Annotated in this window: 1 protein-coding gene; it reads right to left on the bottom strand. The window is 28.1% G+C overall.

Annotation, left to right across the window (positions count from 1 at the left end):
- Window positions 1–9: 9 nt before the first annotated feature.
- On the bottom strand, window positions 10–1,278 hold the full coding sequence (locus tag KI369_RS28465) for a sensor histidine kinase (protein ID WP_212958993.1): 1,269 nt from the start codon (window positions 1,276–1,278) through the stop codon (window positions 10–12).
- Window positions 1,279–1,350 lie beyond the last annotated feature (72 nt).

Raw genomic sequence — 1,350 nt, 5'->3', positions numbered from 1 at the left:
GCTCCTTTTTTATTTGTTTTCAGATGAGTTCATATTACATTTCGGTAATGTAATTGTCAAAGTTGTACCTTTATTAACAACGCTTCGGATTTTTAAACTACCTTGCATCGTTTCAATGATTTTAACAGCAACCATTGTACCTAAACCTGTACCTTTCGTTTTTGTACTAAAATATGGTTCGCCAAATCGATTTATTTGCTCTTGTGACATACCAATTCCGCTATCCTCAATTCGTATAATAACTTTATTATTACTAATAGATGAGGAGATATTTAAAGTACCACCATTCGGCATTGCTTCAATACCATTTTTTATTAAGTTTAAAAAACATTGTTGAAAGTGCTGTTTATTACCTACAATTGATGCCGTTGAGAAATCTTTCGTAATATGTATTGTGTTCATGTTACATAAAGGTAAGATCATATTAATAACTCGATTTAACTCTTGTTCTACTGAAATATGATCTAATTTTTCTGAAGCAGGTTTGGCAAACGTTAAATAATCATCAATAATTCCTTGGGCACGATGTAACTCTTCAAGTATATGTTCGATATACTCGTCTCTGGATTCTGGAGTTAAATTTGGTGTTTTTAAAAGTTGAGTAAATCCTTTTACGACAGTTAAGGGATTTCTGACCTCGTGCGATATACTAGCAGCGAGTTGGCTAACAATCTCCATTTTTTCCATTTTAATTAACTTCGATCGCATACAAACTGCATCTTTTAAAACTTCATTAAAATAAATTACAAACAATATCAAAATAGTTGGTAATATTATGAAATACATAACATACAAATTATTCACTTCAAAATCTGATAAAGTTAATACAATTACAGTTGTAAATATTGCTAGGAAAAATGTTAAAAACATTCCATAAGCTACTTTAACTTTTCTGTTATACTTATTAAATTTTGCTGATGCAAATGCTGTAATGATAAACATTGTGCCATAAACCAATATTGTTAACATGCTAAATCCATAAAATGTAAATCTTGTAATTAGTAAAATAGCAAACAAGATTATACCAACAGGGAATCCACCATAAAGTGTACCTATTATTACTGGTATTTGTCTTAAATCATGAATACAATTTTCATCCATATAGATAGGATATCGCATACATAAAATAAGGGGGATACTCGTACAAAGTATAATAAGGAGTTTTTTATATTTTTTAAAATAGCGACCGCTATCATATATAAAATAAAAAATAAATATACTACTTAAAATGTATAGAAGATTATTTAATACGTTTTGATTAATATAAACAAAGTCCATAATATATGCCTCATTATTTTGAATTTCCATTTCAAATATATTATACATGATTATAGTAGAAACTATTTGTTT

It is taken from the genome of Bacillus sanguinis, assembly GCF_018332475.1.
Classification (GTDB): Bacteria; Bacillota; Bacilli; order Bacillales; family Bacillaceae_G; genus Bacillus_A; species Bacillus_A sanguinis.
The sequence above is the reverse complement of the archived record's forward strand: the minus strand, read 5'-3'. Positions and strand labels throughout refer to the sequence as shown.